General features: G+C 65.5%; 12 protein-coding genes. 7 read left to right on the top strand and 5 right to left on the bottom strand.

Annotated features, from left to right (window positions below; translation table 11 throughout):
* The first annotated feature begins 99 nt into the window (after positions 1–99).
* From ACMV_RS02885 to ACMV_RS02865, 5 genes are all read left to right on the top strand, one after another.
* Positions 100–597 carry a (2Fe-2S)-binding protein gene (locus tag ACMV_RS02885; protein WP_007422129.1) on the top strand — a complete coding sequence of 166 codons (498 nt, stop codon included), beginning with the start codon at positions 100–102 and terminating at the stop codon, positions 595–597.
* Positions 594–1,637 carry an FAD binding domain-containing protein gene (locus ACMV_RS02880; protein WP_013639494.1) on the top strand — a complete coding sequence of 348 codons (1,044 nt, stop codon included), beginning with the start codon at positions 594–596 and terminating at the stop codon, positions 1,635–1,637. Before ACMV_RS02885 ends, ACMV_RS02880 begins: the two co-directional genes overlap by 4 nt.
* Complete coding sequence (locus ACMV_RS02875; protein WP_013639493.1) at positions 1,630–3,876, top strand: xanthine dehydrogenase family protein molybdopterin-binding subunit; 2,247 nt, start codon at positions 1,630–1,632, stop codon at positions 3,874–3,876. Before ACMV_RS02880 ends, ACMV_RS02875 begins: the two co-directional genes overlap by 8 nt.
* 78 nt (positions 3,877–3,954) lie before the next feature.
* Positions 3,955–4,938, top strand: coding sequence for a GDP-mannose 4,6-dehydratase (gene gmd / locus ACMV_RS02870; protein ID WP_011941569.1), 984 nt, complete (start codon positions 3,955–3,957; stop codon positions 4,936–4,938).
* Positions 4,939–5,052: 114 nt separating this feature from the next.
* The gene (locus ACMV_RS02865; RefSeq protein ID WP_007422125.1) at positions 5,053–5,949 is read left to right on the top strand and encodes a GDP-mannose 4,6-dehydratase; all 897 of its coding nucleotides are present in this window, start codon (positions 5,053–5,055) and stop codon (positions 5,947–5,949) included.
* Between the two features lie 106 nt (positions 5,950–6,055).
* On the opposite strand, the gene ACMV_RS02860 is transcribed toward ACMV_RS02865, so the two are convergent.
* The 4 genes from ACMV_RS02860 to ACMV_RS02845 form a co-directional block, all read right to left on the bottom strand.
* Entirely contained in the window at positions 6,056–6,325 is a 270-nt protein-coding gene (locus tag ACMV_RS02860; RefSeq protein ID WP_007422124.1) for an HU family DNA-binding protein, read from the bottom strand.
* Between the two features lie 131 nt (positions 6,326–6,456).
* Positions 6,457–7,467 (bottom strand): ABC transporter permease, encoded by a 1,011-nt coding sequence (locus tag ACMV_RS02855; protein ID WP_007422123.1) that lies wholly within the window; start codon positions 7,465–7,467, stop codon positions 6,457–6,459.
* Between the two features lie 25 nt (positions 7,468–7,492).
* Positions 7,493–8,998 carry a sugar ABC transporter ATP-binding protein gene (locus ACMV_RS02850; protein ID WP_013639492.1) on the bottom strand — a complete coding sequence of 502 codons (1,506 nt, stop codon included), beginning with the start codon at positions 8,996–8,998 and terminating at the stop codon, positions 7,493–7,495.
* Positions 8,995–10,092 carry a substrate-binding domain-containing protein gene (locus tag ACMV_RS02845; protein WP_231844470.1) on the bottom strand — a complete coding sequence of 366 codons (1,098 nt, stop codon included), beginning with the start codon at positions 10,090–10,092 and terminating at the stop codon, positions 8,995–8,997. The genes ACMV_RS02850 and ACMV_RS02845 overlap by 4 nt, the downstream gene beginning before the upstream one ends.
* A 254-nt stretch (positions 10,093–10,346) precedes the next feature.
* On the opposite strand from ACMV_RS02845, the gene xylB reads away from it, so the two are divergent.
* A complete protein-coding gene (gene xylB, locus ACMV_RS02840) occupies positions 10,347–11,837 on the top strand; it encodes a xylulokinase (protein ID WP_013639491.1) in 1,491 nt (496 codons plus the stop codon).
* Between the two features lie 135 nt (positions 11,838–11,972).
* Positions 11,973–12,971, top strand: coding sequence for a LacI family DNA-binding transcriptional regulator (locus tag ACMV_RS02835; RefSeq protein ID WP_013639490.1), 999 nt, complete (start codon positions 11,973–11,975; stop codon positions 12,969–12,971).
* A gap of 58 nt (positions 12,972–13,029) precedes the next feature.
* On the opposite strand, the gene ACMV_RS02830 is transcribed toward ACMV_RS02835, so the two are convergent.
* The gene (locus ACMV_RS02830; RefSeq protein ID WP_007422118.1) at positions 13,030–13,971 is read right to left on the bottom strand and encodes a sulfurtransferase; all 942 of its coding nucleotides are present in this window, start codon (positions 13,969–13,971) and stop codon (positions 13,030–13,032) included.
* Positions 13,972–14,024: the final 53 nt, after the last annotated feature.

Below are 14,024 nucleotides of genomic sequence, written 5' to 3'. Positions count from 1 at the left end.
GACGGATCCGGCTTCGCCGCTCAACGCACCTTTCGGGCACCTTTGCACCGCGCCAGCGCGCCCGTCGATCCATAAACATCCCGAATGATCGGAGACTCCATGCTCCACCCGATACACCTCACGCTCAACGGCATCTGCCGCGACCTGACGCTCGATGACCCGCGCATCACGCTGCTCGACCTCCTGCGCGAGCGGATGGCGCTCCCCGGCACCAAGAAGGGATGTGACCGCGGCCAGTGCGGCGCCTGCACCGTGCTGGTCGATGGGCGTCGGATCAATTCCTGCCTCGTGCTGGCCGTCACGCTCGATGGCGCCGAGATCACGACCATCGAGGGTCTCACGGAAGGCGGCCGCCTTCATCCGGTGCAGGCGGCGTTCATCGAGCATGACGGGTTCCAGTGCGGCTATTGCACGCCAGGGCAGATCATGAGCGCGCTCGGCCTGATCACCGAGGGTCATGCCGGCGACGACCCGGAGCGCATCCGCGAGGGAATGAGCGGCAATCTATGCCGCTGCGGCGCTTATCACGGCATCACCGAGGCCGTGCAGGACGCCGCGAGACGCATGGCGGATACCAGCGCAGGAGACGCCGCATGACCCCTTTCGCCTATCTCCGCCCCGCCACGCTCGATGAAGCCATCGGCGCCTGGGAACCGGGCGCGGCGTATCTCGCCGGCGGGACCAACCTGGTCGATCTGATGAAGACCGGCGCGCTGCGGCCGGCCAAGCTGATCGACCTCGCCCGCCTGCCCGGCCTCGACGCGATCGAGACGCTGGAGGACGGCAGTGTCCGGGTCGGCGCGCTGGTGCGGAATGCCGATCTCGCCCATGACATTACCTTCGCCGCGCAGTTCCCGATGGTCGCCGAGGCGCTGCTCTCGGGAGCTTCGGGCCAGTTGCGCAACGCCGCGACCGTGGGCGGCAACCTGCTGCAGCACCCGCGCTGCGCCTATTTCCAGGACCCGCTGACCGCCTGCAACCGCCGTGCGCCCGGCAGCGGATGCGATGCGCGGGACGGCGACAACGCCGCCCTCGCGGTCATGGGCTGGAGTGAAGCCTGCATCGCCACCAGCGCGTCGGATTTCTGCGTTCCCCTTGCCGCGCTCGATGCCGTGGTCGAAACCGCCGGCCCGGCGGGAGCGCGCGAGATCCCCTTCGCCGAGCTTCATCGGCTGCCGGGCGATTCCCCCGAACGCGCGACCGCGCTTGCGCCGGGTGAACTCATCGTCGCCCTGCGCCTGCCCGCCGCCGCGTCCGCCTTCCGCGCCCATGCGCGCTATCTCAAGCTGCGCGAGCGCACCTCGTTCGCCTTCGCGCTGGTCTCGGCCGCCGCGGCGCTGCGTCTTGATCGCGGCCGGATCGCCGAGGCCAGGCTCGCGCTCGGTGCTGTCGCCGCGAAACCCTGGCGCAGCCGGGAAGCGGAGGCGATGCTGGCCGGCGCCGCCCCGGCGCCCGAACTCTTCGCCCGCGCCGCCGCCGTGGCGCTTTCCGGCGCCACCCCGTCGGGGGCGAATGCCCACAAGATTGAACTCGCCCGTCGCACCGCGGCCCGGGCTCTGGCGCTCGCCGCCGCGGGCACGCCCGCCCGGATGCCGGCGCTGCCCGCCTCGCCCTTCGGAGACCTCGCTCATGTCTGAGACTTCCATCCGCTTCGGCTCGAACGCCGGCCAGTCCGTCACCCGCCGCGACGGCATCGCCAAGGTTACCGGCGCCGCCACTTTCGCTGCCGACAATCACCCGGAAGGCCTGCTCCACGCCGTCTATGTGCCAGCCACCATCGCGCGCGGGCGCGTCATCCGCCTCGATACTGGGGCGGCCAAGGCCCATCCCGGCGTGGTCGAGGTGTTCACGCCGGAAAACCGCCCGGCGCTGGCCGGCGATCCGGACGCGAAACCCTTCCTGTTCGCCTTCCGCACCGAGGTGCTGCAAAGCGCCGAGATCCGCTATGCCAACCAGCCGATCGCGCTGGTCGTGGCGGAGACGGTCGAGGCCGCCACCGAAGCCGCCCGTCTCGTGGTGCCGCACTACGAAGCCCTGCCGCCGCGCCTCGGGCTTGACGGCGATGCCCCGTACAAGCCGGAGTCAGGCAATTTCGGCAGGCCGGCGGAAACCGTTTTCGGCGATGTCGCCGCAGGCCACGCGGCAGCCCGCCACGCGGTCGACCTGACCTATGAAACTCCGGCGCAATACCATAACGCCATGGAGACCCACGCCATCGTCGCCACCTGGGACGGCGACCAACTGGCGCTGGACGTGCCGAGCCAGGCCATCGTGATGTCGCGCGGGGCCTATGGCTACTATTTCGGCATCCCTGCGGAAAACGTGACGATTCGCAGCCCCTATCTGGGCGGCGGCTTCGGCTCGAAAGCGGTGATCAACGGGCCGGCGTTACTCGCCATCCTGGCGGCGCGCGCGCTTCGCCGGCCCGTCAAGCTGATGCTGCGGCGTGAGCAGATGTTCGGCCCGGTCGGCCATCGCGGCGCCACGCGCCAGCGCCTGCGCATCGGCACCGACGATGACGGCCGCATGACCGCGCTCGACCACGAATCGCTCGCCGTCACCTCCACCTTCGACGATTTCATCGAAGGTGCGGCGGACGCGTCCCTGGGGCTCTATGCCACGGAGGCCCTGCGCTCGACGCAATACGCCGTGCGCGCCGATATCGGCACACCGGGGCCGATGCGCGCCCCCGGCATCGCATCCGGTTCGGCGGCGCTCGAATGCGCGCTGGACGAGATGGCCGAAGCGGCGGGACTCGACCCGCTGGAATTCAGGCTGCGCAACTATGCCGACGCCGAGCCGGGCACTGGCCGGCCCTATTCCTCGAAGGCTCTGCGCGAATGCTACCGGCGAGGCGCAGAGCGTTTCGGTTGGGCCAACCGTCCCCGCGCGCCGCGCCAGATGACCGACGATCGCGGCCTGCTCGTCGGCTGGGGCATGGGCACCGCGCTGTTCCACGCCCCGATGTTCGCGGCGGAGGCACGCGCCACGCTGCGCCCCGATGGTACCGGCCTTGTCGAGACGGCGGCGGCCGACATGGGCCAGGGCGCCTGGACCGCGCTCGCGCAGATCGCCGCCGACGGCCTCGGCCTGCCACTCGAAAAGATCGAGTTCCGCGCGGGCTCTTCCGACCTTCCCGATGGCGGCATCGCCGGCGGCTCGGGGCACACGGCCACCGCGGGCGGCGCGCTTCATGCCGCCGGCTGCGATGCCGTCCGCCGGCTCGGAGAGATCGCCGTGGCCGATCCCGCCTCGCCGCTTTTCGGCGCCAATGCCGGCGTCGTCGCGCGCGACGGCAGACTCTTCGCCCGCGACGATGACAGCCGCAGCGAAAGCTATGTCGAGATCATTGCCCGCGCCGGCGGCGCGGCAGTCCAGGGCACCGGCAGCGCCGCCCGCCCGCCCGAGGCGGCGGAACGCCATGCGATGTATTCGCACGGCGCGGTCTTCGCCGAGGTGAAGATCGATCCCGCGCTCTTCCAGATCCGCGTCACCCGCCTCGTGGGCGCCTTCGCCGCGGGCCGCATCATCAACCCACGCCTCGCGACGAGCCAGTTGATGGGCGGAATGATCTGGGGCCTGTCCTTCGCGCTGCATGAAGAGGCTCGCCACGACCGCCGCACCGGCCGGATCGTGAATGCGGACTTCGCGGGCTACCACATCCCGGTCAACGCCGACGTGGCGGGCCTCGACGTGATCACCGTCCACGAAGACGATCCGCATGTGAATCCGCTCGGCATCAAGGGCGTCGGCGAAATCGGGATCACCGGCACCGTCGGCGCCATCGGCAACGCGATCTGGCACGCCACCGGCACGCGGGTACGGCGCTTCCCGATCCGGATCGCGGATCTGCTGGCGGGCTCGCAATCGATGTAGTGGTCGCGCCTCCGGCCATTAATTTGACATTTTGGCGCATATAGATCCCGCCAAGTTTATTGGCTAAGGGATCGAAGCATGAAAACAGCACTCGTCACCGGGATCACCGGCCAGGACGGCGCCTATCTCTCCCAGTTGCTCCTGGGCAAGGGATACGAGGTATTCGGCGTGATACGGCGCTCTTCGCATCGCGGCGTCGAAGACCATCGCCTGCGCTGGCTCGGCATCGCCGACAAGGTCACCCTGCTTGACGGCGATCTCGCTGATCTTTCCAGCCTCGTGCGCATCGTCAAGGACGTCCGGCCCGACGAGGTCTATAATCTTGCCGCCCAGTCGTTCGTCGCCTCGTCCTGGCGGCAGCCGATTCTGACCGCCAACATCACCGCCGTCGGCGTCACCAACATCCTCGAGGCAATCCGCGCCGAACAGCCGGAGGCCCGCTTCTACCAGGCATCCTCCTCGGAAATGTATGGCCTGATCCAGGAGCCGATGCAGAGCGAGGCGACCCCCTTTTATCCCCGCTCGCCCTACGCCGTTGCTAAACTCTACGGCCACTGGATCACGGTGAACTACCGCGAGAGCTTCGGCATGCATGCCTCTTCGGGCATCCTGTTCAACCACGAAAGCCCGCTTCGCGGCGTCGAGTTCGTCACCCGCAAGGTGACCGACGGCGTCGCCCGGATCAAGCTCGGCCTCGCCGGCGAACTGCGTCTTGGCAATGTCGACGCGAAGCGCGACTGGGGCCACGCACGGGATTACGTGAAGGCGATGTGGCTGATGCTCCAGCAGGACAAGCCGGATGACTACGTCGTGGCCACCGGCCGCACTACCACGGTGCGGGACATGTGTCGTATCGCCTTCGACCATGCCGGCCTCGACATGGAGCGCCACCTCGTCATCGATCCCGCCTTCTACCGCCCCGCCGAGGTCGACGTGCTGCTGGGCAATCCCGCGAAGGCGGAGCAGAAACTCGGCTGGCGGCCGGAAACCACGCTCGAGCAGATGATCATCGAAATGGTCGACGCCGATCTCGAACGCCTGCGCCGCACCACGCCGGGCTGACCTCGCAGATTGCCGCCGCCATGCGAACGTTCCGCGCCGGCGGCGGACTGGCCACCGTCTCCAACTTCCACTAGCGTGCGCCGACTACGACTATACGATGGAGACGTCCGGCCCATGGGACAATTGAGACGGATACTTGTCACCGGCGCCGGCGGCTTCGTAGGGCGGCACCTGATGCCAGAACTTGGCCGCCGATTTCCGTGGGCCGAACTGGTCAGCTTCCGCGCCGATATCACCGACCCCGCCGCCACCGAGACCTCGGTGCGCGACGTCCGGCCGGATGCCTGCGTCCATCTCGCGGGCATCGCCGCCATTCCCGAGGCACGGGAACACCCACGCCGTGCCTTCGCGGTGAACCTCGACGGCACGCTGAATCTTGCCCGTGCCCTGCTTGCCCATGCGCCTGGCTGCCAACTGATCCATGCCGGAAGTGCCGATTGCTACGGAGCCAGCTTCCGCTCAGGCCAACCGCTGGACGAATCGGCCCCGCTGGCGCCGCTCAACACCTATGCGGCAAGCAAGGCCGCAGCGGATCTGACCCTCGGCGCCATGGCTGCGGAATCCGGACTGCGCGTGCTGCGCTTCCGTCCTTTCAACCATGTGGGCCCGGGGCAGAGCGAAGCCTTCGCTCTTGGCTCCTTTGCTGCCCAACTCCGCCGGATTGCCCGCGGCGATGCAGCACCGGTGCTGCATGTCGGCAACCTCGATGCCGAGCGCGACTTTCTTCACGTGAACGACGTGGTCCGTGCGTATGCGCTGGCGCTGGGACGCTCCGACGACCTACCGAACGGCACGATCTTCAACATTGCCTCCGGCATTCCGCGCCGGATGCGCGACATGGTCGAGGCGATGATCGTCTCTCTCGGTATCCATGTCTCGGTCGAGATCGATCCGACCCGCCTTCGGCCAAGCGATATTCCGCGCGCGGTCGGCGATGCTTCCCGCGCCGAAAACCTGCTTGGCTGGCACCCGGACCACGGGATCGAGGAGATCGTGCGCTCGGTCCTCTAAACGCCGCATCTGCGCCCCGAGGCGAAACCAGCCCTGAAGACACGACCGGCAGCCCGGCCGGAAACCGGCGGCAGATCCCGCCGATGCGCCAGACTGCCGCCGCGGGTCAGACGCGTGTCTTGAGCGTCGGCGACGACTTGAAACGCACGGTCTTTCCGGCCTTGACCTTGATGGGCTCGCCGCTGCGCGGATTGACGCCCTTGCGCGCCTTCGTCTTGCGCACCGTGAACGTGCCAAAGCTCGGCAGCGTGAATTTGCCCTTCTTCTTCAGTTCCTTGACGATCGCCTCGATAACGTCCGTAGCCGCCCGGTTCGCGGCGACGCCGGTAATCCCGGTCGAATTCTGAATCACATCCGTTATGAACGCTTTCGACATGGCGACGCCTTTCAATGATTGCAGGAGAATCCTAGCACTGTTCACTGCTCAAACAAAGACGCAAAACGGGGGCCGATGAAACGAAAAACGCCTGGTGTAATTCCGATTTTTACCCCGGCGGTGCGGTGCGATCAGGCGCGGCGCAGTCGGCGCATGAGGGTGCGCAGCAATCCGGTCTTCCACGTATCCAGCATCACCGCGAGCAGGATGACGATGCCGATCACGAGCGGTTGCCAATAGGTATTGAGATCGAGCACATCCATGCCTTCCGTCAGCGTGCCGATCACGATCGCTCCGAGCAGGGCACCGGCAACACTGCCGGATCCGCCGAACAAACTCACCCCGCCCACGACCGCCGATGCGATTCCATCGAACAACGACGCGCCGGAACCGGCTGTCGGATAACCGGACGCAAGGCGCGCGGCGAGGATCACCCCGGCAAGCCCTGCAATCGTCCCCGAAAGCGTAAAGCAGAGGATCTCGATCCGCGCGATGTTCACGCCAGCCAGCCAGGCGGAATGGCGATTGCCGCCGACGGCGTAGACCTTGACGCCGAACGCGGTGCGGCTGAGCACCACATGCGCGGCCGCGGCGACCACCAGCATCACGAGAACGCCGATCGGAATGATCTTCAGCACGTATCCCTGTCCAAGGGCGTTGAACGTGTTGCTGAAAATCGGAATCGGATTCGCTTGCGTCACGATCAGCGGGATCGATGCGGCGACGCCCAGGGTCGCGAACGTCGTGATGAAGGCGGGAACATTGATGTAATGTGTGATCGAACCATTGATGAAGCCGATCAGCGCCCCGGCCAGGATGCCGCCGAGGATCGCTCCAGGCCAGCCGAGCGGCGTATGGTTGATGACTACGGCGGCCGTTACACCTGACAGCGCCTGGATCGCGCCCACCGAAAGGTCGATGCCGCCGATCAGCAGCACGAAGGTCTCGCTGACCGCCAGCAACCCGATGGTGATCGTGTTGACCAGCAGGGTCGAGATATTGCCGATGGTCAGGAAGTTTCCGGTCAGCACCTCCATCCCGGCCATGATCAGCGCGAGAATGACGAAAATTCCCGTCTCCGGCGGCAGGCGAAGGCCCTTCCGTTGCGGGCTGGCTGTCGTGCTGGTGTCCTGTTTTGCCATGAAGATCGCCCCGGTTGCGGATATGTCAGAGGGATTGTGCGAGAATCGAACGTGCCTCGGCCTCGGCGCGCGGAATCCCTGTGCCCTCGCAGATGCCGTGCCGAAATACATAGATCACGTCTGAAACTTCGAGAATCTCCTCGATCTCCGAGGAGCACACGAGCAGCGTATCGCCCGCCGCGGCCAACTCGCGGATCAGGGCATGGATCTCGGCTTTGGCACCGATATCGACACCTTTTGTCGGCTCGGCGAGCAGCAGGATGCGGCTCCGCGCCGTCACCCATTTCGCGAAGATGACCTTCTGCTGGTTGCCGCCGGACAGGCGCCGCACGCTGGTTCCAAGCGGCGAGCGTATGGCCAGGCGGGCCGCCATGGTGCGCGCCTGCTCCGCCACTGCCGCATCGTCGAACCAGATCCCGCGCGAGAACCGGTCGATGCTGGCGAGCACGATGTTCTTGCCGATGGTCATGTCGGGAATGAAGCCGTTGGCCTTGCGGTCGTCCGTCAGGAACCCGAAGCCTTTTGCCAGCGCGGCGCGCGGCGTTGTCGGCACATACGGCTCACCGGCCAGGCGGATCTCGCCACCCTGCATCGGCCGAACGCCGAACAGCACCTCCAGCAGTTCAACCTGCCCGGCTCCGGCCACGCCGTACAGCCCGACCACTCTTCCAGCATTGATCTCCAGACTCGCCGAGCGGCAATTGCCGCTCGAGAGGGTCCTTATATCGAGCAATGTGGTGCCGCCGAACGCGGTCCGCGGCGAGACCTCGGCGAGCGCCGTGGCATCGCGCCGATGGCCGGTGATGTAATAGGCAAGATCTGCCTCCGAAAGATCGGCGCGCTCCGCATCCAGCACGACATCGCCATCCTTCATCACCACCACATGATCGGCAACCGCCAGCGCCTCGCCGAGCTTGTGCGTGACAATGGCGATCGAGGTGCCGCCCGCCGCCAGCCGGCGGACCGTATCGAGCAGCCGGGTGATCTCACTCGCGTTCAGTGCCGACGTCGGCTCGTCGAGCAGCAGGAACCGGCCGCCCTTGTCGAGCGCGATGATGATCTCCAGCATCTGCCGGTCAGCCGGCGACAGCGCTCCCGCAGCCATGTCCGGATCAGCGGCGAGGCCGTAAGTCGCCAGGGCCCTCCTGACATGTTCGTTCATCGCGGTGCGGTCGGTGAATGGCCCGCGCCGCTTCTCCCGGTTGAGGAAGAAATTCTGCGTCACCGTCAGTTTCTCGATGATGCGCAGTTCCTGCCAGACCACGGCAATGCCGTGCGCTTCGGCGATGCGCGGCGTCGTCAGCGTCACGGCCTCGCCATCGAGCAGGATATGGCCGCCGGATGGCTGCTCCGCCCCGCCCAGGATCTTCAGCGCCGTCGACTTGCCCGCGCCATTATGCCCAAGCAGCGCCGTCACTTCCCCAGCGCGGAGCGAGAAACTCACTCCGCGCACCACGGGAGCGGAATCGTATCGCTTGACGATTCCCGAAAGGGCCAGGCTGCCAGCCTGGCCGGTGGACACCGTCGTCACGGATAGGCGATTTTCATCATCTCGTGGCAGTTAGCCTTACTGACGGTATAGGTCTTGGTAAGAACCAGTTTGGGAATATTCTTGTCGCCATCGAGATACTTGATGATATTCGCGACCTCGATCTTCGACTCGACCGCGGGGGACTGCAGCGCGCCAGCCTTGTAGACAGAGTTCTGGCAGATCGCCTGCACGGCCTGCTGGCTGCCTGAGAGACCGATCACCGCAACCTTGCCAACCTTGTTGGCGGCGCGGATCGCATCCATCGCCCCAAGACCACTCGGCGCATTGATATCGAAAATCACATTGACGTCAGGATGCGCCGAAAGCATCGCCGCCGTGGCGGACAAGCCGCCCGGCGTGGTCCCCTTGCCATTCAACCTCGATACGACGTGGATGTTCTTGTCACCATCGATGATTTTCTTGAAACCCTTGTCCCGATCCTGGACCGAGGTTGCAAACGGATAATCAATCCATCCCAGCTTCACCGGCGCCCCGTGCAGAGCCGACTTGTCATAGGCGATGACTTCCTTCGCGGCATTCTCGCCAAGCTGGACATTGTTCGACTGGACGAATTCGACGATATGCCCGCCCGCGCGCTTCAGGGTTTTCATGTCGACATTGGTATCGATCGTGAAGACCGGGATATGCGCGTGATTGGCTGCCAGCACGGCGGAGGAGGCCGCCGCCGCATCGGCGGGAGCGAACATGATCGCGTTGACATGCCGCTGGATGAACGCCTCGACCTGGTTGAGCTGCTGCGCCTCGCTCATGTTGCCGCCATAATAGATCAGCTTCGCGCAATCCGCGGCCGCATCCTTGGCGGCGGTTTTCGCCATGGTCTCGAAATACGGATTGGTCAGCGTCATCAACGACATGCCGATCACGTATTTCGGCTTCGCGCAGGTCTGCGCCGCCTCGGCGTGCGGGCCGGCCAGGCCGATCGTTCCGGCGATTGCCATGCCCACTATCGAAAGCCGCTTTGCCAGCTTCATTCCCGTTCCCTCCTGTTTTTGAACAATTCTACTTTTCGGACAAATTTGGCTCATAGCTTTGCCCGGAGACCAAAAATTAGATGAACGAAAGCGCTTGCGCAAGCGCTTTCGCTCCCTGTAGTGTTTGTAGGCAGGTCAGGAGAAGATCGACTCGCGGGCCGGCATCGTGCCGCTGCGCATCATCCCCCCGCATCCGCCAGGGCTCGCCGCATACACGCGATCGTTTTGGATTTCGGTTCCGCACGGAGCAGGCCACATGGGTTGACAGCAAACGCCTCCACGCATGACCTCCGGCGCAGTCTCGTGCGCCGCAGCGCGAGACAGGCAAGCATTGGAAATATCGAGCAGTTGCGAGAATGAGATCTTTCGCCTCCCCCCTCTCACTTGGCATCGACCTCGGGACATCAGGCGTCAAGGCGGTCCTGCTGACCTCATCCGGAGCGGTCATCGGCACCATGTCGGCTGCCGTGCCGACATCGCATCCGCACCCCGGCTGGGCCGAGCAGGATCCCGAGGATTGGTGGATCGCCTGCATGACGGCCCTGCGCGAACTTCGCCGGCAGTATCCCGAAGCTTATGAGGCGGTCAGATCGATCGGGCTGTCCGGACAGATGCATGGAGCGGTCCTTCTGGATCGGCATAACCGAAGCATCCGCCCCGTGATCTTGTGGAACGATGCGCGCTCCACTGCCGAAGCGGCGTTCCTGGCGGAAAATCATCCCTCGTTCATCGAGGCGACCGGCAGCCTTCCGATGGCCGGCCTCACGGCACCCAAGCTGCTTTGGCTGCATGGCCACGAAATCGAATCATTCCGGAAGATCGACTGCCTCCTGTCGCCCAAGGACTATCTCCGGCTCCGGCTGACCGGCGAGCGCGTCACCGATATGTCCGATGCCGCCGGCACTCTCTTTCTTGATGTGCATCGCCGCTCATGGTTCGAGCCGATGATCGCCGCGACCCATCTCGAACCTCGGCAATTTCCCCGCCTGTGCGAGGGAACATCCGCCACCGGCACCCTGACCCGAAGCGCCGCCGGCGAGCTTGGCCTCGACAGCAAGGTCGTGGTCGCAGGCGGCGGCGCCGACAATCCGGCCTCCGCGGTCGGGATCGGCGCGTCACATCCGGGCAATTCGTTTGTCACCCTGGGAACCAGTGCCGCCGTCGTGTCGATCACCGATCGCCCCCTGGCGCGCATTGCCGGCGGCGTTCACGGCTTCTGCCACGCGCTGCCAGAGAGATGGTACGCGATGGGGGCCATCCTGTGCGGCGCAAATTCGCTGCGTTGGGTATCGAAACTGCTGTCGATGCCGAGCGAACAGGCTTTGCTTGATCGGGTTGCCGCCGAACTGCCACTCGAACGGCCGGTTCCGCCGACAACCCCGCTGTTTCTGCCCTATCTATCCGGCGAGCGTACCCCGCACAACGATCCGAACGTGCGCGGCGGCTTCATGAATGTCGGCATCGAGACCGCGGCGCCGTCATTCGGCTACGCCGTTCTCGAAGGAGTCGCCTTCGCCCTGCGGGATGCCATGGGTTCGGTGGAGGAGTCAGGTTCGGATATTCGTCATTGTTCTCTGGTCGGCGGCGGAGCGAAAAGCGATTACTGGGGACAGTTGCTGGCGAACGTGCTGGGACGCGAACTCCATACGCTGGAAGGCAGCGAACTCGGCGCGGGGATCGGCGCGGCGAAACTCGGTTTCGCCGCGCTCGGAATCGACGAGCCGGTGAACATGTCACTGCCCGTCAGAAAGACCTTCGAGCCGCAAGCGGACCGTCGCGAGGATCTGGACGACCGATATCGAAAATTCCGCACCCTTTACCCTGCGGCGCGTTCGCTCTGCACCTGAAGGAGGGGCCATTTCGTGACTCGCCGCATCATGATCGGACAGTATGGGAACGTCGCCCTGTTCCCATCTCCTCGGTCGGCTGCTTACCGACATCACCGGTCGCCGGATCTGTAAGGGGTCGAGCAATTGGCCACCATGGAAGATGTTGCCCACAGGGCAGGCGTTTCGGTATCAACCGTTTCGCATGTCATCAACGGCACCAGAAAAGTCCGTCCCGCGACGGTCGAAGCTGTAAGGGATGCCATCAGGAAGACCGGCTACGTTCCGAACTCGCTGGCGCAGGCCCTGGCGGGAGCGTCGACGAAAACGATCGGTGTGGCGATCTCTGCCCTGACAAATCATTATTTTGCGGAAACGGTCCGTGTGATCGAATCCGAATGCGCAAGGCGGGGCCTGATGATATTCTTGGCCGACACGCATGACGATCCGGACCAGGAACTGCGGGTCATCAAGGCGTTGCACCAGCGCCGGGTGGACGGCATCATTCTCGCGCCGACCGCGGGAACCGACCGACGGGCGCTCGACTACCTGAAGGGCAAGGGCATACCGTCGGTGCTGGTCGATCGTATCGTTCGAGGCGAGTTCGACCAGGTCGGCGTGGAGAACACCGTCGCGTGCCGCGAGCTCATCTCGCATCTGATCGGCCACGGCCATCGCCGCATCGGCTTCGTGGCGGGAGCTCCAGGAATTTCAACATCGATCGAGCGGCTCGAAGGGTATCGCGACGCCCTGCATCGGGCCGGCATCCCGTTCGATCCCGCCCTGGTGTGTTGCGGAGAATCGGCAAACGAACCGGCACGCCGCGCCGTTCGCGAACTGCTCCGGCTCGACCCACGGCCGACCGCGATCGTGGCCTCCAACAACCTGATGATGATCGGCGCCATGCACGCCTTGCGCGACGCCGGCATAGAGGTGCCTGCGGGAATGGCTCTGGTCGGGTTCGATGATTTCGACTGGGCCGAACTCTTCAACCCCCGGCTCACAGTACTCGCACAGCCACTCGAGGACATCGCCATGAAGGCGGTGGAACTGCTGACGAGACGCATCGCGCGGCCCGATGATCAATTCGAAATCGTGCGTCTCACGCCGGAATTGAGGATCCGGAACTCCTGCGGCTGCCAGGATCAGCGCTGACACCGCCGTGGCCCGGCCAAAGCCTGGCCACGGCGGTGTCACAAGAACGCATCCGAGGTCAGCGCACCTGACGCTCGACGGGCAGCGCGGCGTTGCGCGACCATTGCGACATCGAGCCCGTGTAGAGCTTCGCCTGCTTGTTGCCGAGCAGCTCATAGCTGGCAAACCAGCCGAGCGCCGCCCAGTGCGCGGTATTGCAGAAATTGATCTGCCGACCCGCCATCGGCACCCCTGCCGCCTTGTAGAGCCCGGCAAGATCCGCCGGCGTGCGGAACACGCCGCCATCGTTCACCGTCAACCAGCTTTCGGGAAGGTTGCGCGCTCCGGGAATCGTGCCCGGACGCGTATCCACCGGCGCGAGGTTCACGCCGAGATATTGCGCCGACGGCCGGTCGTCGACCAGCGGAACGTGCGCCTTCATCGCCCGCTCCACCTCGGCCTCCGTCGCCAGCAGGCGCGGCCTGACATGGGCCACGAAGCGTGTCGCCACCGGCTTGACGAAGCCCGCCTGCACCGGATGGGCCGGCGTGCTGCCCCGCCCGACATATCCGGCATAGCCGCCGTTCAGGATGGAGACATTGTTGTCGCCCAGATACTTGAAGGTCCAGAACACACGCGCGGCGCTCGCCATGTCGGTGGCGCTCGTCCCGGCCGTGTAGATGACCACGCGCGTGCGGTTGCCGATACCGAGGCCGCCGATCAGGGTCTCCAGCTCCGCGACGGGCGGCACCATCCCCGGCGCGCCGTCGACATCCTTCCGCCATAGGCCGTTCTGCGCATAATTGCTGTAGACCGCGCACGGCACGTGCCCGTGCATATAGGTCTGCACGTTGCCGCCGCCGATCGGATTGCGGACGTCGAGCATGACGACGCCTGGCTTGCACGCATGGGCCGCGACCCAATCCGCGCTCACCAGCGGCGGCACCGGCTTCGCGGCGAAGGCCGTGCCGCCGAGAACGGCCGCGGCAAGACCGAATGCCGGAATGACTGACAGTTTCATGATGATCTCCCTGATCCCTGGCGAGGCGCCGGCCTGCGCCGGCCGCCCGCATG

This window comes from Acidiphilium multivorum AIU301 (assembly GCF_000202835.1).
In the GTDB taxonomy this organism is placed as follows: domain Bacteria; phylum Pseudomonadota; class Alphaproteobacteria; order Acetobacterales; family Acetobacteraceae; genus Acidiphilium; species Acidiphilium multivorum.
The sequence above is the reverse complement of the archived record's forward strand: the minus strand, read 5'-3'. Positions and strand labels throughout refer to the sequence as shown.

What these genes read in the sequence shown, in the direction of transcription:
- ACMV_RS02885 (WP_007422129.1), top strand. Translation starts at nt 100, where the DNA reads ATGCTCCACCCGATACACCTCACGCTCAACGGCATCTGCCGCGACCTG.
- ACMV_RS02880 (WP_013639494.1), top strand. Translation starts at nt 594, where the DNA reads ATGACCCCTTTCGCCTATCTCCGCCCCGCCACGCTCGATGAAGCCATC.
- ACMV_RS02875 (WP_013639493.1), top strand. Translation starts at nt 1,630, where the DNA reads ATGTCTGAGACTTCCATCCGCTTCGGCTCGAACGCCGGCCAGTCCGTC.
- gmd (WP_011941569.1), top strand. Translation starts at nt 3,955, where the DNA reads ATGAAAACAGCACTCGTCACCGGGATCACCGGCCAGGACGGCGCCTAT.
- ACMV_RS02865 (WP_007422125.1), top strand. Translation starts at nt 5,053, where the DNA reads ATGGGACAATTGAGACGGATACTTGTCACCGGCGCCGGCGGCTTCGTA.
- ACMV_RS02860 (WP_007422124.1), bottom strand. Translation starts at nt 6,325, where the DNA reads ATGTCGAAAGCGTTCATAACGGATGTGATTCAGAATTCGACCGGGATT.
- ACMV_RS02855 (WP_007422123.1), bottom strand. Translation starts at nt 7,467, where the DNA reads ATGGCAAAACAGGACACCAGCACGACAGCCAGCCCGCAACGGAAGGGC.
- xylB (WP_013639491.1), top strand. Translation starts at nt 10,347, where the DNA reads ATGAGATCTTTCGCCTCCCCCCTCTCACTTGGCATCGACCTCGGGACA.
- ACMV_RS02835 (WP_013639490.1), top strand. Translation starts at nt 11,973, where the DNA reads ATGGAAGATGTTGCCCACAGGGCAGGCGTTTCGGTATCAACCGTTTCG.
- ACMV_RS02830 (WP_007422118.1), bottom strand. Translation starts at nt 13,971, where the DNA reads ATGAAACTGTCAGTCATTCCGGCATTCGGTCTTGCCGCGGCCGTTCTC.